The organism is Bradyrhizobium sp. JR4.3, assembly GCF_040547695.1.
In the GTDB taxonomy this organism is placed as follows: Bacteria; Pseudomonadota; Alphaproteobacteria; order Rhizobiales; family Xanthobacteraceae; genus Bradyrhizobium; species Bradyrhizobium canariense.
Map to the genome: position 1 here is coordinate 1 of NZ_JBEPQF010000046.1, position 16,017 is coordinate 16,017.

11 protein-coding genes are annotated in these 16,017 nt (G+C 60.3%); 3 read left to right on the forward strand and 8 right to left on the reverse strand.

The features are described from left to right. The coding region (locus ABIB91_RS37485) for a transposase family protein (RefSeq protein ID WP_502917074.1) at positions 1 to 731 on the forward strand (731 nt) is incomplete at its 5' end. A 369-nt stretch (positions 732 to 1,100) separates the two neighbouring features. Here ABIB91_RS37485 and tssG read toward each other — a convergent pair. The 6 genes from tssG to tssA are packed head-to-tail and all read right to left on the reverse strand — an operon-like array spanning position 1,101 to position 7,917. After that, positions 1,101 to 2,087, reverse strand: a complete 987-nt coding sequence (gene tssG, locus ABIB91_RS37490; RefSeq protein ID WP_354171943.1) for a type VI secretion system baseplate subunit TssG — start codon at positions 2,085 to 2,087, stop codon at positions 1,101 to 1,103. After that, positions 2,051 to 3,799: a type VI secretion system baseplate subunit TssF gene (gene tssF / locus ABIB91_RS37495; RefSeq protein WP_354171941.1), complete on the reverse strand. Its 1,749-nt coding sequence runs from the start codon at positions 3,797 to 3,799 to the stop codon at positions 2,051 to 2,053. The genes tssG and tssF overlap by 37 nt, the downstream gene beginning before the upstream one ends. A gap of 4 nt (positions 3,800 to 3,803) precedes the next feature. Next, positions 3,804 to 4,199, reverse strand: a complete 396-nt coding sequence (gene tssE / locus ABIB91_RS37500) for a type VI secretion system baseplate subunit TssE (protein ID WP_354171939.1) — start codon at positions 4,197 to 4,199, stop codon at positions 3,804 to 3,806. Positions 4,200 to 4,211: 12 nt separating this feature from the next. Continuing rightward, the gene (tssC, locus tag ABIB91_RS37505) at positions 4,212 to 5,684 is read right to left on the reverse strand and encodes a type VI secretion system contractile sheath large subunit (RefSeq protein WP_354171937.1); all 1,473 of its coding nucleotides are present in this window, start codon (positions 5,682 to 5,684) and stop codon (positions 4,212 to 4,214) included. Positions 5,685 to 5,719: 35 nt separating this feature from the next. Further along, a complete protein-coding gene (gene tssB / locus ABIB91_RS37510) occupies positions 5,720 to 6,211 on the reverse strand; it encodes a type VI secretion system contractile sheath small subunit (RefSeq protein ID WP_279682240.1) in 492 nt (163 codons plus the stop codon). Between the two features lie 38 nt (positions 6,212 to 6,249). Beyond that, on the reverse strand, positions 6,250 to 7,917 hold the full coding sequence (gene tssA / locus ABIB91_RS37515; protein WP_354253296.1) for a type VI secretion system protein TssA: 1,668 nt from the start codon (positions 7,915 to 7,917) through the stop codon (positions 6,250 to 6,252). 1,210 nt (positions 7,918 to 9,127) lie between these two features. Between tssA and ABIB91_RS37520 the strand changes: the two genes are divergently transcribed. After that, entirely contained in the window at positions 9,128 to 10,585 is a 1,458-nt protein-coding gene (locus tag ABIB91_RS37520; RefSeq protein ID WP_502917077.1) for a M16 family metallopeptidase, read from the forward strand. Continuing rightward, complete coding sequence (locus ABIB91_RS37525) at positions 10,582 to 12,027, forward strand: M16 family metallopeptidase (RefSeq protein WP_502917075.1); 1,446 nt, start codon at positions 10,582 to 10,584, stop codon at positions 12,025 to 12,027. The genes ABIB91_RS37520 and ABIB91_RS37525 overlap by 4 nt, the downstream gene beginning before the upstream one ends. Before the next feature lie 289 nt (positions 12,028 to 12,316). On the opposite strand, the gene ABIB91_RS37535 is transcribed toward ABIB91_RS37525, so the two are convergent. Both ABIB91_RS37535 and ABIB91_RS37540 read right to left on the reverse strand, forming a co-directional pair. Further along, the gene (locus tag ABIB91_RS37535) at positions 12,317 to 13,024 is read right to left on the reverse strand and encodes a hypothetical protein (protein WP_354171932.1); all 708 of its coding nucleotides are present in this window, start codon (positions 13,022 to 13,024) and stop codon (positions 12,317 to 12,319) included. A gap of 852 nt (positions 13,025 to 13,876) precedes the next feature. Beyond that, entirely contained in the window at positions 13,877 to 15,847 is a 1,971-nt protein-coding gene (locus ABIB91_RS37540; protein ID WP_354171930.1) for a RiPP maturation radical SAM C-methyltransferase, read from the reverse strand. Positions 15,848 to 16,017 lie beyond the last annotated feature (170 nt).

Sequence of the window (16,017 nt, forward strand, 5' to 3'; positions counted from 1 at the left end):
AGTTCAGCCGGCATCAGCGGCAGTTGCGCATTCTGCGCAGCCGGCTCGGCCGCATCATCCGCGACATCCGCCGCAAGATCGAGGGCCAGCCGGCATTGGAGGAGGCATTCGCCCTCCCGCTTGGCCGGGCCGTGCAAATCCGCTCGCAGCAGCAGCGCCAGCGCGGCTGGAAGCTTTATTCCTTCCATGCCCCGGAGGTGGAATGCATCGGCAAAGGCAAGGCCGCCGCGCCTTACGAGTTCGGCGTGAAGGCCTCCATCGTCACCAACAACCGCCGGGCGCCCGGTGGCCTGTTCGTACTGCACGCCAGGTCGCTGCCCGATAATCCCTACGACGGTCATACCCTGCGGGACGTCATCGACCGCACCGAGGCGCTCACTGGCTGTCCGATCGAGCGGGCCTATGTCGACAAGGGATATCGCGGCCACGACACGCAAAATCCCCGTCGCGTCTTCATTTCGGGCCAGAAGCGCGGCGTGTTCGGCGCCATCAAGCGCGAGCTCCGGCGCCGCTCCGCCATCGAGCCCATCATCGGACATCTGAAGGCCGAAGGTCACCTTGGCCGCTGCTATCTCAAAGGCCGCGCCGGCGACGCCGCCAACGTCGTGCTCTCAGCAGTCGGCCACAACTTCCGCCGTATCCTCGCCTGGCTCAGAGAACTCTTGTGCCTCTTCCTGATCCAGCTATCGCATACGCTTGCCTGTCCGCTCCCGCTCAATTCGGCTTCTTAACGGACGACGCTTTAGCGCCAACCGCGGGAAGCCATGCCTACTCACACACTTGGCGCGAACCAGATGTCTCTCATAAGCCCGGCGGGCGCGCACCCGCTCGTGGCTGGGATTGATGCGCAACATGATCTCCGCGACCTCGGGCCAGTCCGCGCCCTCTGCATCCGCATCCAAGAGGCGCATGCAGGTGACGGCGTGCACACGGTCGTAAGGAGCCAGGATCCGCTCGGTTCGGAAGCCATTGGAGTGCAGCCACTACCCTATGGCAACTGGGTTGACCGCGACCCGGTCTGCGATCCATCACGCACCATTATGGTCCGGTGTCCCGTCATCGCCGGTGATCTTCACCATAAGCAAATAACTCGAAAACGATCACAGTAGAACAAGGCCTCCGGTTCCCTTGGGCGGGTCGATCCATGTACTCCAGCCCAATTCTGCTTCGCCCAGAGTCCATTCCGGTGTCTGCCCGGCCGCTAATTCCAGCTGGAGATCCCATGCCAAAGGCTCGCGCAGAGTGACGCTAATCAGACGGCAAAGGATGGCGTGGGTCTCGCAACTGGGCAGCAGCGACCGAAACATCTGCTGGTTGACCGGGCCGAGGCAAACTCGAAATTTGCCCACCACATCCGGCATGGTTTCGCCAGCAAGAGTGTCAACGCCGAGCTCAAGACCACGCCGGCCAAGGTGCCACTGCGCCTCCGGTGGAATATCGATCTCGCGCCAGATGAATTCCTCGACCCGGGCCGAAATATTTAGATGGCTAGAAATCGCGCCGGCCAGAAGCTTGGCCGACCGGCTGCACAATGCAAGGACGCCCGCGTGTGGCAGCAGCCGTGCGCGCCATTTGCGTTCTTTGGCTGTGTTTTCGGCGGGCATGAAGCCAAAGAGGGCACCAATCAGCACCGAGATCGGGTCGGTTGCACCCTCCTCGAACCGCAAATGGTGGCGGTAGTACCGCCAGATCCGCAGCAGCAGGCTAATCAGACGGTGATTGAAAAGGTCAAAAAAGTCGCCGAGCGATCCCATACCGTCCGCATCCATGACCCGTTCGGTGTAGAAGGCCGGCAGCGGCGAGGAAGGGCCGTGCAGCCCGAGGAAATTGACAGTTACCTCCACGCGCTCGCCGGCGGCCTTGACCCGCCTGACTCCCGCGATTTCGTCGGCAGGAAATCCAAGCGTCGGCGCCGCGCGAAAGCGCACCGCCTCACGTGCGGGATTCTCGGTGGATCCGATCGGGGGAGCGTCGCTGAACCGCCGCTCAAGAAGCGTGGCGAGCGAGAAGAACCCGCAGGCCGAGAGCTCATCCCGCTCATCGTGCGCGGTCAGAGCGGGGTAATCGATCCGATTCTCGCTGGCCATGCGTAGTGTGCGTTGCTTTCCGTGCCCCGGACCGAAAACCGGTGCAGCATGTTGATGCCGGCGAACGTCGCGAAGAAGGCGTCGAGCACCGACCCCAACAGGAACAATTCGCCCTCACTACCGATCTTGCTGTCGACCACGGCTAGTTCAATATTTCGCATTCGGATCGGGGCGCCGCGCACCACGTGATCGGTATCGGTGGTCACGAACTGGTCGAGGCCTTCGAGCAGCAACTCCAGGCGCCGACGCGCCTGAACGTCGTAGACCGCACGGAACTCGTAGCTGGCAAGAATGCTCCGCAGCGTCTCTACGTTGACTATGGCGCCGTAATTGCGCGCCAGATTGGCCGTCAGCCGCCGCAACAGGCCGTCATTGACCGGTGGCGGAACCTCTGCAACGACGGTCGTGATATTGGAGAAGGTGACCGCGCGAGGCGTATCAGAGGTCGGCAGATCCACTGCACCGACCGGCAACCGGTCGGCGATGGGTCCGTTGGAGCAAGTCAATTGCAGGGATGCGACGTCGATCGGCGCATGCTGGCAGATGTCGAGCCGGTCAACGAAACTTACATAGTGATCGACGCCCCGGCCGACTACCGCCGGCCGGATACGCTCGCGAAAGTAAACGCGGTTGCGCTCGGCGCCGGGCAGATCGTGTCGTAACAGGTCGAATGGCTCAAACTCGGTGCGTTCGGGGCGGCCTTGCACATAGCCCGTTACCCGGTCAACGGAACGGATGCTGAAGTTCGGCCCACCGGCGGCAAGTACCCGGTACTCGGTCTTTGTCCGCTGCAAGCGGATCGGCGAGGCGTCGTGGCTGAAGACGTTGATTGCGGGCGTGCAATTCAAGCAAATCTGGCCCTTCCCCACGCGCAAGTGCGCGGGGAAGGGACGCTGCAACTCGATGCTGAGCCTGCATTCCGTCTCTGTGTGGGTTCCGACCGGCTCGAGACCGGACAGTTCGAGGTAAAGAAATTTCGATGGAAAATTCAGATACTCCTGAATGATCCGGAATCCTGAGAAGCCGTTGCGCGGCCAGGGCAAAACCGCCTCGGCATCGCTGAAGCCGATTGGTGTGATCTGTGCGGGTCCAATGGTGACGACTTGTCGATCCGCCACTGTCACGGTTGCTTGCGTAACGTGCCGGCACAGCCAAGTCCACAGATAGCGCCCCACTTGTGGCTCTCGCTCCGTCGAGAAGAAGAGGCGGAGCCGACCATCCTTAAGACATGACAGGTCTCGCTGGCCGGCTGCCTTGATCACCAAAATAAGTCGAGCCGAATTCGTCCGGTTCTCAAGCTGAACGTCGCTAATCTCCAGCGGCAGCACGTCAATCGGATAGCAGGTAACGAACGTGCAGTTCGTTCCCTCAATTGGACGCGAGCGAACGCTCGTGCCGGCCGGTACGTTCAGGCTCGCGGCGCTCGCCGATGGCTTCATTGCAAAGGCGAGAGTCGTCATGGGCGGCAGAGGTTGGAGATATTGTGGCCATACCATCCGCAACAAGCCGTGGACGAATTCGGGAAATTCGTTGTCGAGCTTCTGGCGCAGCCGCGCGACAAGAAAGGCGAAGCCTTCCAATAGCCGCTCTACGTCGGGATCAGTGGCATCACGTCCGAGAAATGGCGCAAGCTTCGGATTGGCTGAAGCGAACTCAGTGCCGAGCTCGCGCAAATAGGACAGCTCATCCTCGTAATAGGGATTAAGGGCCACCGCTTCAGCCCCTCACCTGGACATGCTTCTCGAAGATCGCATCGAAGGCAACCCGCTCCATCCGGTCGTTATAATTGAGCGTCGCGTTGACGTGGAAACTCAGTTGCAGCGGGTTGTCGGAATCAGCCTGAAAGCGGATCAAAACATTCTTCAAGCGCGGCTCAAATGTCTCGATCTGCTGCTTGAGCGAACGTGCGAGCGCACGCACCGCGTCGGCTCCTTGCCCCATCGCATCGTTGAGGTCGGGCATGCCGAAGTCCTTCCGTGTTTCGCAGCAGCCCTGGCGCGAGTTCAGGACCCGACGTAAATTTTCCATGACGCTTGCCCGGAAACGGTCGAACGACGCGTCATTGGTCGCCGTCTCGTCCTCCAAACGCTCCATAAGGCTGCGGTCGAACATCGTGTACCACCTCTACTGCTTGTCGAGCTTGCCCTTGAGGGTCAAAGCAAAATCCGCGCCCATGTACTTCAAGTGTGGAACGACGGCGATGAAGACGCGATACCAGCCCGGTTCACCTTCTACGTCCTCGACGACGATCTCCGCCTTTCGCAAAGGCCGCCGCGAGCGTATCTCTGCCGACGGATTTTCCTGGTCGGCGACATACTGGCGGATCCAGTTGTTCAGCTCGCTTTGCAGCTCTTCCCTACTCTCCCACGAGCCGATGTTCTCGCGCTGCAACACCTTAATGTAGTGCGCGAACCGATTGATCACGAAAATGTAAGGCAGCTGGCTGCCGAGCTTATAGTTGAGCTCGGCCGTCTTGCCTTCCGGGGTGTTACCGAAATACTTCGGCTTCTGCACAGAATTTGCCGAGAAGAAAGCGGCATTGTCTGAGCCCTTGCGCATGGTCAACGCGATGAAGCCCTGCTCGGCAAGTTCGAACTCGCGCCTGTCCGAGATCAGAACCTCCGTCGGCACCTTCGTCTGCAATTGCCCCATCGCCTCATAAGTATGCAGATTGAGGTCATCAACCGCCCCGCCCGACTGGGGGCCGATGATGTTCGGGCACCAGCGATATTTAGCGAAGCTTTCGGTTAAGCGCGTAGCGAACGCAAAAGCAGCGTTCCCCCAGAGGTAATTGTCGGTTTCGCCGTCTGAGGCTTCCTGGTAATTGAAAGTCTTCACCGGAACGGTGTCCGGTCCATAGGGCAGGCGCAGCAGGAAACGCGGCAGCGTCAGTCCGAAATAGCGAGCGTCCTCGCTTTCGCGGAACGAGTTCCACTTCGCGTATTTTGGTCCCTCGAACACCGATCGCAGGTCCTTCAGACCCGCGATCTCTTCATGATGTTCGACGCCGAACATTTCCGGCGCAGCAGAGGCAATGACTGGTGCATGCGACATGGCGGCTACCGCGCTCATATACCGCATGAGCTTAACATCCTGGCTGGCACTGCCGAATTCGTAGGCCGATATCATGGCCGCGACAGGCTGGCCGCCGAACTGGCCGTACTCTGCGGTATAAGCGTGCTTGTACAGACCGGACTTGACGATCTCGGGACTATCCTCGAAATCGGTCAGCAGTTCGTCCTTGCTGACTCTGAGAATTTCCACTTCAATGTTCTGACGGAAATCGGTGCGGTCGACCATGAACTTGAGCCCGCGCCAGGCCGACTCGAGCTGCTGGAACTCCACTGTGTGCAACACGGCGTCGAGCTGAGCCGAGATCTTGCGATCGATCTCCGCAATCATCCGATCGACGAGCGCGTTGTTGACCTGCTCGTCGACCCGGCTCGGTTTGATGAGCTCGGCGACGAAAGCTGCGACGCCCCGGCGGGCAAGGTCGTACTCCTCGTCGCGCGGAGTAATCCTGGTTTCGACGAGGACCTGATCCAGCAGTGAAAGGGTGGCGACTTCAGCCGGCTGCTGCGCGCTTGTATCGGTCATAGCGCACTTGCTCCTGAAACGGCTCGTTGATCCGCTCACTCGCTCTTGCTGGTGAGCTCGCTCAAGAGCTGCGGCCGCGCGCCGTGGTCTTCGAGCAGATTCTGGATGGCTTTGCGGAAACTTGGCACGTTACCGAGGGGGCTCTTCAGGGCGATTAAGGCCGCGCGCAATTCGGTCAACGCATGCAATTCCGGGATTTGCTGTGCGACACGCTCGGGTTCGAAGTCCTTCAGACTCTCAAACTTCAGCGATACCGACAGCTTGCCAGCCTCGGGCTGGTCGTCGAGCCTATTTTCAGCGGAGATCTGGAGAGTCAGTTCCTGGCTTTTGACAACTTCGTTGAAATTGTCCTTGTCGATATTGACGAGCTCTCGCTCCTCAATCGGGCGGTCATCGGCCCGTCCGGTGAAGTCGCCCAAGACCAACAACTTGAGCGGCAGCTCGACGTCCTCCTTGAGGTTGCCGGTTGCCGGCTTGAAACGGATATTGATGCGCTCCTTCGGCGCGACCGAGCTTTCCTGTGCCATATCAGCTCCCTTTGAGACTATGTCCCTGACAAGATCAGCTAGCGACTAAGTTGGCTTACGCGTGCGATGTCGATACCTGCGACCCGCGTTCGGAGTTGCTCAAGCGCGGCGCGGCGGCGAGGCTCGTCAATCATCTGCTGCGAGTCGGAATGGGTCATCGCGCGGAAGCGCAATTCCGCGACATCAAGGACGAGCGCGGGCTCCCAGCTTTCGAGATTGCGCTCGGCGACGACCTCTTCCATGTGCTCCAGCAGCGGGATGGCGGTCGTGACGAAGCCGGTTTCGATGCAGAAACGTGCTTGCGCAAGCTGGCCCACGAACCGCGCTCGTTCCCCACTCACGCCATTCAACGCATGGGACAGCTTCTCGAGTGCGGCCTGCGGCTGCCCGCCGCCGATAAGCCTGTATGCCTCGGCAACCGCCGCGTCGACAGGATCACGGCCCGGCGACACGTCCGCACCACCCGCGGCGACCCAAGCACGCGTTCCCTCGTCCGCAAAAGGCCGGCCGTCGTTAAACTGAAGCTCGAAGATCCGCGGATAGCGAATGGCCAGCAGAGCCAAGCCAGCGCGCACCACCGCGGCCGCCGGCTCAAAGAGCGGCCCCATTTGCTTCAGCGCTTTGGCGGCGTGCCGGTGAGTATCGAGCCAGAACGGAGCGGTCCAGACGATCTCTTCGACCAAATTCACGACATCGGCATGCCGACCGGTCGCCACCTTGGCTTCTAACGCTGCGATGTTATCGGCGGGCGGACATATGGTCGTGCGGCCACCCGTATCGGGCGGTAGTGCGTCAAAGCGCATCCACGAGCCGACGCGAGCGAACAGATAGACCTTCGGGTCTGTGGGGGAAGTGACGCGCCGGGCGGCCGTAGCTTGCCGCAGCATATCAGGCAACCGGTCGATAAAGCCGGCCCAGTCGTCATCGGAACTAGCCGTTAGCGATGCCTCCACTATTGCCGATTGAGCACTCTTGACCGGCAGAATGGATACTGCCGGTGCCACCGCGGCCGGCTCGGCAGCTTGGGTGGCCGCCTCAGTCGTACTTTCGGCCGCCGCGGCGATCACGCGCTTGGCCTGGTCGTAATGCGGTTGCAGCGCCCTCAGTAACTCGCCCAACCCGACTTGCTCATTGACGAGCTTCTCGCGCAATTGGCCATCGAGATCATCGAGCACCTCATAGGCGGCGAGCACTGCCGGATAGTCGGCTTCAGTTGGCGCATTCTCGGCCACCTCCGGTCCGACGCGACCAAAGAGCCAATCGATCGCTGCGACCCGCGCCCGTTCCCGCCTGATCGGCGGAAAGAGCCCCTCCCAATGCGCGTCCACCATGCCGCGCAAAACCCCTAAACCGACGGCAAGACCCTGGTATCCTCCAGTCCGAAACAAACCATAGCTCGCCCAACAGGCAACCAAAATGTCCTTTGACTGGTTCGACAGGATATGGAGTGACAGTGTACTGACTTTGCTCCAATCAACCGCAGCTGGTCCGTCGGCATCCATGCGCCGCACCTCGGCCTCGAGTTGCTCAAATTCGGCCGCATCACGGACGTTCATGCCGGCGGGCGCGGGGCCTGGCACAGGCGCAGCACCGTGGCGCGCACGCGCATCGATGTTGTCTCCAACCACGACCCAAAAGTCAATCACGCGACAGGACCATACGCACACGCGCATTGCGACGGATCGCGGTACTATGAAAGTGAACATCGTACCCGCCGCATACAATAAGCCGAGAGGCGACACTCTTGTAAGCCACCACTGCCCCTCCTTGCACAGGCCTGCTGGATGATATTCCCCCTTCAAGCCTTGTGCCAAATGCAATAGCTTGGTTTGCAAAAGCGATTTTCTCAATCGGAGGCGTCATGGCCCCGACATCATGTTGCAAACCCAACATTAGAGGTGTCGGCAGTGGCTCTTGGGTCGGCTCAGTCATTGGCCTGAAGGAAGCCTCGGGCTCAGGTAAAGCGCACCACGCGCGCTCGCGCCTGCGAAACTCCGCAAGACAACGAGACTAGGATATTTCAACACGGTACGACGATGTTTCGTCGTTGGAACATCTCATTTGGTATGCGACTTTAAGTGCACTTCCGGCTTGAGATGCAGCAGCATTGGGTGATCGCTCAAGTGCGGTTTCGTCCGTATCGGAGCGATTACGAAAGATGGTGAACTGAGACCTCAAATATTTCCTGCGAATGCTCAGGTGATAGAACTGAGCACACGGATGAGCCTCCCCCTGAATCGTGAGCGTGACCGGCGCCATATCCGCGCCTGTGCCCAAGTGCGAGTGATGCGTGGAACGGGCGGACGGAAGCCTGCCGTGAGGAATGTGAGGATCGGCGATCCTGAACATCTGAAAAACGAATTCTCCCTGATAGTTTTGATCGCATTTGACGAGACGTGCACCTGCCGCGCCTATGCTGCAGAAACGCCATCTAATGACGACCTTGGGAACAACACGTTTCCCTGGAATCCGCTGCGCAGAGATTTGGCTCCAGCGAACAGGCAATGTTCACTACCCGCCCGAGTTGAACCGTGGGTACGACGCCGTGCGTCAGACTTTTCGATGGATACGCATCCTGATGCGGTAACAGCGAGCCTGGCGAAAGTTGAGCCGGCGTCGTAGTCGCCGCTCGATCTGTCGTTCGCTGCAAGTTGTCATTCTGCCATTTGGCGCCAAGTTATGTTGCGCTTTCGAGCGCAATTGTCGTGTTCACGACTTGCCGGCGGTTTACCTTTGGCCAGAACGTACGCCCCGCGTTTGTTTTGCGTCCAGCTGGCGCGCAGCGTGGCCGTGCGCAGGCCGCCGGGCAGTTGGCCCGGCCTTTGCTCCGTCGCTTGCCAAACGGTGTGCGGCTTTCCCTCTTTGTCGGAATTGTCTGTCACAGAACGTTGCTCTCTGGAACGAAAGTGCGATGCGATGCAGAACTTGAGTTCGGTAACCGCCAAGGTTGGAAGCACCGCAGCTGGTGCCTTCGATTTGACGACGCGCACCGCACTGGCGGTCGAAACGTATGATAGCGCGGATGGTGACCTTCGGTACCTTCCTGAGCACGAAAGCGTCCTTGTCCGGGACACGGTCGGGTCGGATCGACCAACCAGCTTCACGCTTCAGAACGGCCTGCAGGTCGTGGTGATTGCGGATCATCGGACGCCCGTTGCGACTCAGATGATCTGGTATAAGGTCGGCTCCGCCGACGAGCCACCCGGCAAATCGGGGCTTGCGCATTTCGTCGAACACCTGATGTTCAAGGGCACATCCAAACATCCGGCGGGTGAATTCTCCCAGACCGTGCAGCGCTGCGGCGGCAACCAGAACGGCTTCACCGGGACCGACTATACCAGCTATTTCCAGCACGTGCCGCGCGAGCAGCTCGGCAACATGATGGAATTTGAAGCCGACCGCATGACGGGCCTCATCCTCAAAGAGGAGAGCGTGATGTCCGAGCGCGACGTGGTGCTGGAGGAACTCAATAAGTCGGTCGCTAATAAGCCGGATGCGCAGCTCGCCGAGCAGATGATGGCCGCGCTTTACCTCAACCATCCCTACGGCCGCCCTGTGATCGGCTGGCGTCAGGAAATCGAAAAGTTCGATCGCGAGGACGCGCTCGCCTTCTACAAGCGTTTTTACGCGCCGAACAACGCCATCCTGATCATCGCCGGTGACGTCGACGCAAATGCGATCCGCCCTATGGTGGAGAAGAATTATGGCCACATCCCCTCGCAACCATCAATTCCCGCGGAACGCCTGCGACCGCAGGAGCCGACGCCGGCCGCGCCGCGTACCGTGACGCTGACCGATCCCCGCGTCGAGCAGCCAATCTTGCGCCGTTATTATCTCGTGCCGTCGGCTCACCCCGCGGCCGCGGGCGAGAGTCCCGTGCTTGATGTGCTCGCGCAATTGATGGGTGGCGGCGCCAACTCACATCTTTATCGCGCGTTGGTAGTCGACAAGCAGATTGCGATCACGACGGAGACTAGCTACGAGCGTACCTCGCTCGATCCTTCGCAATTCGAGATTTCTGCGACCCCGAAGCCCGGCGTCGGATTCGGGGAGATTGAGTGCGCCATCGACCAAGTGATAGCCGATATTGCGCACAGTTGCGCGCGCACCGAGGATCTCGAGCGGGTCAAGACGCAGCTGATCGCGCAAGCAACCTACGCCCAGGACAGCCAACAAACGCTCGCGACCTGGTATGGTGGTGGGCTCACGACTGGACTCAGCATCGACGAAGTCCGAGGCTGGCAGGACGGCATCCGCGCCGTCACCGCCGACCAGGTGCGCGCGGCCGCTGGGAGATGGCTCGACAAGAAGCGGTCCGTGACCGGCTATCTTATGAAAGGGTCAACGCGGAACCACCAGGAGAAGCGATCATGACCTATTCCTTCACACGTCTTGCGGTCCTCGCCGGCGGAGCCTCGCTCTCGACCGCGATGTTCGCGTCGCCAAGTTCACGCTCCGCGGTCGGAACGCGTGGCGCGACCAAGATCCAGCGCCTGGTGTCATCTTGCGGTATAGTAGCCTGGTTCGTGCAGGACGCCACTGTCCCGTTGATTGCGATGGAATACGCATTCGGCGGCGGCGCGACCCAAGACCCCACCGATAAACCCGGCGTCGGCTACATGGTTTCTGGCCTACTCGGTGAAGGCTCCGGCGATCTAGATTCCCAGACCTTTCATGAGCGGCTCGACCGTCGCGCGATTGAGCTGAACTTTGAATCGACCCGCGATCACCTCCGCGGTGCCTTGCGCGCGCTCGAAGACAACAGGGACGAGGCCTTCGACCTGTTACGGATGGCACTAACCTCGCCGCGTTTCGACGCGGCCGATGTCGAACGGATTCGCGCCAGCATGCTTGCGAACCTTCGGCAAGACTCGACCGATCCCTCGTCCCTCGCCAATCGCAAATTCCTCGAAGTCGCCTTTAACGATCATCCTTATGCTAGGGAGGCACGAGGCACGATCGAGAGCGTGCCAAAGATCGAGGTCGCGGATCTCAAGCGCTATGTCCGACGCGTGATGGCAAAAGACACGCTCAAGATCGCGGTGGTCGGCGACGTCGATCCGGAGGCCCTGTGCAAATTGCTTGACAGAACTTTTGGCGGCCTGCCGGCCATGGCGGAGTCGACGCCGGTGCCCGACGTGGTCGCAGCAAGACCGCCGCAGCGCGTCTTCATTCCGCTCGATGTGCCCCAGACCGTTGTGACTTTCGGCGGTCCCGGCGTCCGCCGCAGCGAGCCCGATTTCATGGCGGCCTATGTCGTCAACCACATCCTCGGCGGCACCGGTCTGACGTCGCGGCTGTTCCGCAAAGTCCGCGAGAAGCGCGGGCTGGCCTATTCGGTCCACGAGCGCTTGGTCTGGATGGATCATTCCGCCATGTTTGTCGGCAATAGCGGCACCCGCGCCGATCGCGCTGGCGAGACGGTCGAACAGATCGAGAATCAAGCCCGCCGAATCGCCGAGGAAGGACCGACCCAGCAAGAACTCGACGATGCAAAGTCTTACCTGAAGGGCTCACAGATGCTGGCCCTCAACACTTCCTCGAAGTTTGCGCGAACGCTGCTGAAGCATCAGCTTGATAAGCTGCCGATCGACTATGTCAAACAGCATAACGCCGTCGTCGATGCAGTGACGTTGGAGGACGCCAAGAGGGTCGCACAGCGGCTGTGGGGCCAAGGTTTGCTCACCATTATCGTCGGCCGCTCCCCAATGGGCGCAGCCCGGTCGACCACCGTGCCATCGGCCGCGACTTCCTCACCAGGCCTCGAGCAGTTAGGCGCCACGGCATTGCCCGAAATACCGGCCGAACCCAAGTAACTTTGAGCAACGCCCCGCGTAGCTTCGAGCCTCGCTCTCCGCTCCCCCCTGCGGTGAGAACCGGAGAGCGGTTGCGGTGGGCATAGAATTGACGAATAGCCTTGTAGCCTTTCGACAGCGACGTACCGCCCTTAGAGACGACATGCTCGCCGAGCGGTGATGCAAACAGACCATCCAGCCCCTACACAACCCAGATGTCCTTCTCAAGCAGATGAACAGGCCGTCCCGAGGCGGTCGCGGCAACGCCCAAGGCTTCAGGCCGACCTCGCGCGACAGGGTGAGATAACGTTCAGCCATGAGGCACGAGGGTTGACTTATGGACTTCGACAACCATCCGGGCAGCGCAGGGCGAAGCGCAATTAGCACGTCGATCGTGGTCTTGGACTTGGACTTGCGCATCGCCCTGGTTTTGCTCGGCGAAGGCGAGCGCCGACAATGGCTGGGTTCCGGCTCCCCAGCTCGCAAGGGGCAATTGGATGCCGCAGCGATCTGCGGTGAGGCCGATCATTGACGCGATCGATCGACCTAGCCCGCCAGTGATCGCGAGATCGAGGCCGGCCGGCAGGCTTTCTCTTTGTAACGCGGTATCGAGACACTCGAGCGCGGTCTGTGCTTCGGTGGCCAGTTCGTTCTTGACGTCGTTTTTTGCCAGCTCGCTCGCGATGCGGGACCTACGCGCGCGCGGACAAGTTCGGCGATGAGCTCGCGAAACTGTTCGCGGTAGCGAAGTCGGGTTCGCCGAGGGATCGGCGAACGGCACAGTAGCGAGCGGCCGAGCGCTCATAGCCCCAGATGAAGGATGAAGGCGTCCTTGAGAAGGTCGATTTTCTTCAACTCGTAAGCACCGAGCACGGCTTTGCGTATAGGTCTGCCGGGGCGCATCGGCGAACGACAGCGGCGCTAGGTTGCGCTTGATGAGTGGGATGTTGGCGGCGAGGCGCGACACGGGCTTGTTCACGTCGTCGAAGGAGCTGCAGGTATGGAGCTGCACGATCACGAAAAACGCTTGTTTGAAGGGGGCGCGATCGCGGCAGCGGTTGGCAGGATCTGATCGAAGCTTTCCTCAATGGGCTGCGGCACCCCAGCAGATGAAATTAGGAGCGTTCGATACCGACGTCCATGTAACGCAGCCTGCCGACCGCCTTGGAATCGGCAAGGAGGTTGTTAGCGAGGAGCGCAGTCACCAGTTGAGTCATAGGCGGCATCGACAGCTAGAGACCAGGTTCGAATGCTAGAAGGTCGGCTTTCGAGAAGCTGACCAGCACCTCGACACAGAGGTCTTGATTGGTTGAGATTGGCCTGATTTGGCACGCCATTTTTGCACGAGTTTTTCGGTTGTGAACAACCAATTGACGCGCGCGCGGTCGGCACTGCGCCGTGTCTCCGGCGGTCTCAGCGACGAGGCCGGGGAAACTGTCGATGCGCAGCTCAAGGCATAGGCGCTGCTGGCCAGTCTCGTTGAGCCAGGCGACTACGGTTAAGACGGCCCGGCGCTTGCGCCGATAACCCGTCGTTTGAACGTAACACGTGCTGAAGCTCGCCTTGTAATCAGCTTCGGCTGAGGAAAATTTCGTGCTCCAGGCTTGGTGGCCCAATGCTGGCCCTGTAGTTTACGCCCCGAAGGCTTAGACTTGTCTCTGGCTCAGACACACTTGGCAAGCCGTTGTGCAAGCGCATTCCCTCCTTGAGCTCTTCCGGTGCCCACTGTTCGCCGTGCTGCCAGTCCGGAGGAACATACGGAGACAACACTTCCAAAAGCTTGAAATCTCCGCTCCGCCATACTTGGCATCTCGTCGTGCGCCTGACAAGAAGCGTCTCCCTCCGAGGTACCCCCCGCAGTTTTCCTCATTCACGCGAGGTACCCAATGGCGGCACGTCGGTCGAAATAGCCTCCAGGGAACGCAGTCGTCGGAGGGATTGGCGTATAGGGATGCCAGAGCGCGAGCCCAACCAGCCGCGCGTCCAGCCGCACAATCAATTTGCGAGCGATCATGTCAGCTATCGTAGCCTCAATCTCGGCCTGCATTACATTCGTCCCGCTCAGCTGTTCGCGCAGGCGGGTTTCAGGCGAGCTTTCGTCCGCAGCGAGAAGAATTTCCCGCGCGAGGCCCCTGACCCGGTGTTCGCGCTCGACTGCAACGGCTCGCGTGTCCTCGACTATGATCTCGTCGCCGCTGTCCCGCATCGACAGCATAGACAAATTCGGCTCGTACCAGGCTTTCAGCCAGGCATCGATACCCTTGGCGACAGCGCTTAGCCCCGGACGGCGATTAGCGCTGCGCGGCGCGAAATGGCCGCCGACGTCGTCGTCTTCACTGTCTTCGAAGTAGTAAACCTGATCCGCCAGATCGCGCTCCGACAACGGATAGACGTAGCGATAGGAGACGGCCGGGCGCAGCTTCAATCCATGTTTCTCGGCTGCGTAATGATAGGGGCTGTAGCGCTGGTACCGCAAACGCACCGCAGGTCCCGGCTGTAGATGATGCAGCAGCGGTAGCAAAGGAGCCATTTCCGCATACCATGCGTCGCTCTCGCCGGGGAAGCCCCACAGCAAACTCCAACTGACCCGCACGCCGTGCTGACGGCACCACTTCAAGAGTTGGACATTATGCGCTGAGCTCGTTCCTTTGCGCATCAGCTGCAAAACACGGGTATCCAGGCTCTCAATACCCGGTTGGATCCAGCGGACGCCGGCGGCAGCCAGCTTCTCCACTTCGTGGCGCTTCAGGTTGGCTTTGACCTCAAAGAAGATCGCGAGCTTCTCGGGTAGCGCGGTGAGGCGAGGCAGCGCCTTTTTAAGGTAGTCAGTGGCCAGAATATTGTCCACCGCTTCGATGCGCGACGAACCGTAGCGCGCCGACATCTCAATCATCTCCTCTGCGGCCTGCCTCGCGGGTTTCTGGCGATAGGTCATCGATCCGCCGTTCAGCCCACAAAACGTGCAGTGGCTCCGCTCGCCCCACCAGCAGCCTCGAGAGAATTCCATCGGCAGCCCGGCATGGATGCGGTCGGCGTAGAGCGACGCGTTGAGCTCGGCAAAATAGTCCGAGAAATCGGGTAGCGGCAGGTCACCCATGTTCTCGATCACTGCGCGGGGCACCAAGTCGCGCGTCGACGCAGCGGGATAACCAGCCTCGCGATGCGCCGGACCGAAAACGCCAAAGGGCAGGTCAGCAGGCGGAATGTCTCTGCCGCGATTAAGGATGTCCCAACACAGCGGGCCGATCAGTAAGTCGGCCTCGCCCGACACGACATAGTCGACCCATGGGAAACGCGTGTGAGTGCTCCGCCCCATTACCGACTCGCAGTTTGCACCCCCCATGAGAGTGACAAGATCCGGTGAGCGCTCGCTCAGTCGGCGCAGCAACGCGAGCGAGGGAACATGCTGGGTGAAGGTCGAGCTGCACCCAACCATGGCCGGCCGCTGCTTCAATATCTTGTCAGCCGTCCAATCAATAAACCCGCCGATTAGCGAGCGCAGCCTGAGGCAATTCGCGCGACGCTCGGCCAACGATTTGCCTGCGTGTATCGGGTTGCGTTGGAAATAAAGATCCAGGAAGGCGCTTTCTTCCGGCGCGAAGTCGGGAAACGCAACGCCCGCGAACAGCCAATCAACCAGCGCCTCCTCTGGCGGGCCACTCTCAAGAGGCCCATAGTCGGCAATGCCTATGTATTCCAAAAACCAGATGTTGGCATATGCTATCGTGGCTTGCAGCCCAGCCTGGGTCAGCGCTGACTTCAGCAGACCGAGCGCCAACGACGGTCTTTCGACTGCCGACATAGGCATGTTGACTAAGACGATTGGCACATCGATACTCATGTCATGCCACATTATTTGTGATAGGCTAGGCGCGTTCGCCCGGCCACAGCCTCGTGGGCTGGACGGCAATGCGAACTTCTGCGCGACTCCGTGATTGGAGCCGTGGACATGAAGTCAACTAATTCAGCAAATGCCCTAGGCGGCGCGCTTCGAGCCATGTTTCCGTGTCA